General features: G+C 60.3%; 5 protein-coding genes. 1 reads left to right on the top strand and 4 read right to left on the bottom strand.

Annotated features, from left to right (window positions below; translation table 11 throughout):
* Positions 1-411: 411 nt before the first annotated feature.
* Positions 412-1,308 (top strand): acyl-CoA desaturase, encoded by an 897-nt coding sequence (locus tag WA989_RS09480; RefSeq protein ID WP_424340256.1) that lies wholly within the window; start codon positions 412-414, stop codon positions 1,306-1,308.
* Positions 1,309-1,422: 114 nt separating this feature from the next.
* Here WA989_RS09480 and WA989_RS09485 read toward each other — a convergent pair whose 3' ends face one another.
* From WA989_RS09485 to WA989_RS09500, 4 genes are all read right to left on the bottom strand, one after another.
* Entirely contained in the window at positions 1,423-1,752 is a 330-nt protein-coding gene (locus tag WA989_RS09485) for a YegP family protein (protein WP_424340257.1), read from the bottom strand.
* A 93-nt stretch (positions 1,753-1,845) separates the two neighbouring features.
* Positions 1,846-2,007: a hypothetical protein gene (locus WA989_RS09490; RefSeq protein ID WP_424340258.1), complete on the bottom strand. Its 162-nt coding sequence runs from the start codon at positions 2,005-2,007 to the stop codon at positions 1,846-1,848.
* On the bottom strand, positions 2,000-3,034 hold the full coding sequence (gene cydB / locus WA989_RS09495; protein ID WP_424340259.1) for a cytochrome d ubiquinol oxidase subunit II: 1,035 nt from the start codon (positions 3,032-3,034) through the stop codon (positions 2,000-2,002). Before cydB ends, WA989_RS09490 begins: the two co-directional genes overlap by 8 nt.
* Positions 3,035-3,045: 11 nt before the next feature.
* Positions 3,046-3,825 (bottom strand): cytochrome ubiquinol oxidase subunit I (locus WA989_RS09500; RefSeq protein ID WP_424340260.1); only part of this gene is annotated, 780 nt, incomplete at its 5' end.

Genomic DNA, 3,825 nt, shown 5'->3' on the forward strand with positions numbered 1-3,825 from the left:
GGTCCGGCCACGGCATCGGTCCAGATCTCGAACAGGCCGCCGAGATCGCCCGTCCTGAAATCGGCCGCCGGCCCCTCATCGAGCAGTATTTTCGAACGCCCCTCCTCGTCCTCGCCCGTGACGATGCGTCGTAAATTGAACCCGTCCTGCCCGGCCATATGATCCTCCCGCTTTTATTATTATCTGGCGTGTTCCATTTCAGACCTTGGGACGCCGCTTGGCAACAGCTCAGGCAGCTGCTGCGCGCGCCCAATTCAGCGGCAGTTCAGCCAAATCGGACTACATTCGCTTCAGAACACAGCCTGCAACGCACAATTTCCCCTTTTCGAAGTTGCAAATCGTTCTTAATATCTTGGAAGCGAACTCAGTCGACACTGGACTGAGCCGACGCGCTAATTTCCGGAGGGCCGAATGCCTAAGATCCCGCGATCGCTTGCGATCCCAAAAACGTGGAAGACGTTCAATGTTGCAAGCTGTTTTTCGGCTTTCATTTATCCCGCGCTTGGCATTGCGCTGCTCGTAACGATGGTCGCGCTCGGCTTTGCGCTGACGCAGATCGAACTGAAGCTCTGGTACCTGCCGCTGTCGCTCGGCGTGATCGCGCTGACCATCTTCGTCTGTAATGCCGGCATCGGGCCGCTTCACCGCATCATGCAGCACCGCGCCGGCGAGATGCGCTGGCCGGCGCAGGTGCTGACCATGGTCAATCTGATGATCGCCATGCAGGGCAATGTGAAGGACTGGGTGAACTATCACTCCCAGCATCACCGCTTCTCGGACGGCCCCGGCGACCCGCACAACCCGTTTGAATCAAAGCGCTGGGCCTGGGTCGGCTGGATTCTTTTCCGCGATCGCACGGACCTGATGCGCCCGATGCCGATGTGGCTGAAGAACCATCCGGTCATTGTCTGGATGGATGGCTTCTACAATTCGCTCTCGCTGATTATCCACCTTTTGATCCCGGCCGCGATCTATCTCATCGTCTGGGCTGCCGGCGGCTCGCTGGTCCTGACCGCGATTATCCATGCCAGCGTCATCATCGGCCGCGCCATCCAGTTCCATGCAACGACCTATGGCATCAATGTGCTCGGCCACCTCAAGACGCCGGCCTGGGCCGACCACATGATGGCACTGCTCACCGGCGGGGAAGCCTTCCACGATCACCATCATGATGAGCCGATCTCCGCCCTCCACCGCCCGCGCAAAGGCGTCTGGAATCGTATCGTCGATTATAACGGCACCATGCTGCTCATCTATGAGAAGCTCGGCTGGGTGAAGAACCTTAAGATCGCCCCACAATTCGCCTGAGGCTTGACGACACTACCACATTAAAGAACGGCCCGCAGAGATGCGGGCCGTTTTCTGTTCTGATGATGTTTTAACACTTGAACGCCCCGGCGTTCAGTTAGTCGCCACCGATGGCTAAGCCTCTGCCACCGCGGCCGTTGGCGCGTTTTTCTTCACCGACTCAATGCCGTTATCGCGGCCGGATTCCGTCTTGTAGCTCTGCGACGTGCCGATCACCTGCCCGTTGCTGGCCTTGAGATTGAAGCTGAATTTTCCGGACGCGCCCTCTTTCTTTTCATAGCGGGCATCGTCAGGCCCGTTCTTCTTGACCGACTCGATCCCATTCACTGCGCCCTCGCGCTTCTTGTAGCCTTCGCTGCTCAGGATAATCTCGCCATTGCCCGCCTTCAGACGAAAGCGGAATTCACCGGCCTTGTCGGTGAAGAGTTCAAACTTTCCAGCCATATTCTGGTCCTCTTGTTACAGTTCCGGACGAATCCGGATGCCTTTTGGTCCCCTTCGCCGGGCCAAAAGTCAAGCAATCGGAAGGGCTTGAGCCTACCCCAGCAACAGAAAGCCGCGCAGGATGTAAGCTGTTGCAGCCACAACAGAGAGGCTGATCAGGGCGAGGCCGGCAAACCAGGCCAGCCGGCGCAGGAGGCTGACGCGGCCGCCGCCGCCATCTTCATCCGGTCCAACAGGCTCTATCAGATCAGTCATGATAGGCCTCATCCGGGTCCACCTTGCCCCAGAATAGGGAATACACATAGCCGGTATAGATGAGGATGATCGGCAGCATGATCACAGCGCCGACCAGCATCAGCATCAGCGCATTGTCTCGCGCCGCCGCTTCCCAGATATCGACATCGAACGGCACGAGATTGGGAAACAGGCTAACGGCGAGCCCGAGATAGCCTGACAGGAAAATACCGGCCGAGAAAAGATAGGGTCGCCAGTCCGGCGCGCCGACTTTCATCATCAGGTCACGCGCCGCAAGGACAGTCAGAACAAGCCCGGCGAGTGGAATGGGTGTCAGTGGCAGCAGTTTCTCGAACTCCATGTGCGCCATCGAGAAGCCCCAGCGCTCCGTCACGCGCGGATCGATCGACAGCGTCGCAAGGCTCACGGCGGCGAAGCAGACCGCCACACCTGCCAGTGCAAACAAGGCTCTCCGCCGCGCCCGCGCCTGGATTTCGCCCTCCGTCTTCAGGACCAGCCAGCAAGCGCCAAGCAGCACATAGCCAATCGCGACAGAGACAGCGACGAGCAGCGAGAAGGGCGTCAGCCAGTCGAGCGGACCGCCGGCAAACTGGCGCCCTTCGACGGTGACGCCTTGTATAAACCCGCCAAGGATCAGCCCCTGAGACAGGGCGGCGACAAGCGAGCCGCCAAAGAAAGCGCCGTTCCAGAAGAGTGTTGTGGGTTTGCGCACCGCCTTGTGGCGGAATTCGAAAGCCACGCCCCTGAAAATCAGCGCGGCCAGCATCAGAAGAACCGGCAGATAAAAGGCGGGCATCAGGATGGCGTAAGCCAGTGGGAAAGCCGCAAACAGGCCGCCGCCCCCGAGAATCAGCCATGTCTCGTTGCCATCCCAGACCGGTTCGATGGTCGCGGTCATCAGATTGCGTTCGTCATCGGATTTGGCGAGGCCCGTCAGGATGCCGATGCCGAGATCCATACCGTCGAGCAGGACATAAAGCATGACCGCCGTGGCGATCAGTACCGACCAGATTAGCGGAAGATCCATGACGCTGCTCCCTATTCGGCCGGTTGTGGGTCGGTGGCCGGCACTTCGGCCTTGTCATCGACAGAGCCGAGCGGGCTGCCAGGGGCGCGATGTTCGCGCTCTGGCGGATCGGCCGGATCGTCGCCGAAGCCGCGCGTTGCGATGCGCGCCATGTAGACACTGCCCGCTGTAAAGACGATGGCGTAGACGATCATGAAAATGAGCAGCGATGTCGCGACCTGGCCTGCGCTAACGGGCGCGAGACTGTCCTCGGTCCTGAGACCGGGGACGTTTTCCGTGGCGTAGACGGTGTAGGGCTGGCGGCCGACTTCTGCTGTGATCCAGCCGGTCACCACCGCGATGAAACCGAGCGCGCCTCCGGGCACGGCAAGCCAGTGAAAGATACCCGGCCGGTCAATCCGCCCGCGCCACCAGAGGACCGCGCCCCAAATGCCAAGCACCAGCATGGCCAGGCCGGCTGCAACCATGAAACGGAAAGCCCAGAAGACCAGCAGGACAGGCGGGCGTTCGCTTTCAGGAAAGTCCTTCAATCCAAGCAGCGGATCGGAGCCGGAGAAGAGAAAATCGCTGGTCCCGGGGACGGCGACTGCGAAATGCGTGGTTTCTTCTTCCTCGTCCGGCCAGCCGAACAGAATGGTCGGCTGAACCTCCGCAGTATCCCACCAGCCCTCTATCGCCGCGACCTTGGCCGGCTGATGATGATGGGCAACCTCGCCCGACCAGTGGCCGGCCCATATCTGAAGCGGCATCAGCAGGGTCAGCGTTCCGGCCGCCATCCGGATTTGCCACCG

The sequence above is a fragment of the Henriciella sp. genome, from assembly GCF_049649345.1.
In the GTDB taxonomy this organism is placed as follows: domain Bacteria; phylum Pseudomonadota; class Alphaproteobacteria; order Caulobacterales; family Hyphomonadaceae; genus Henriciella.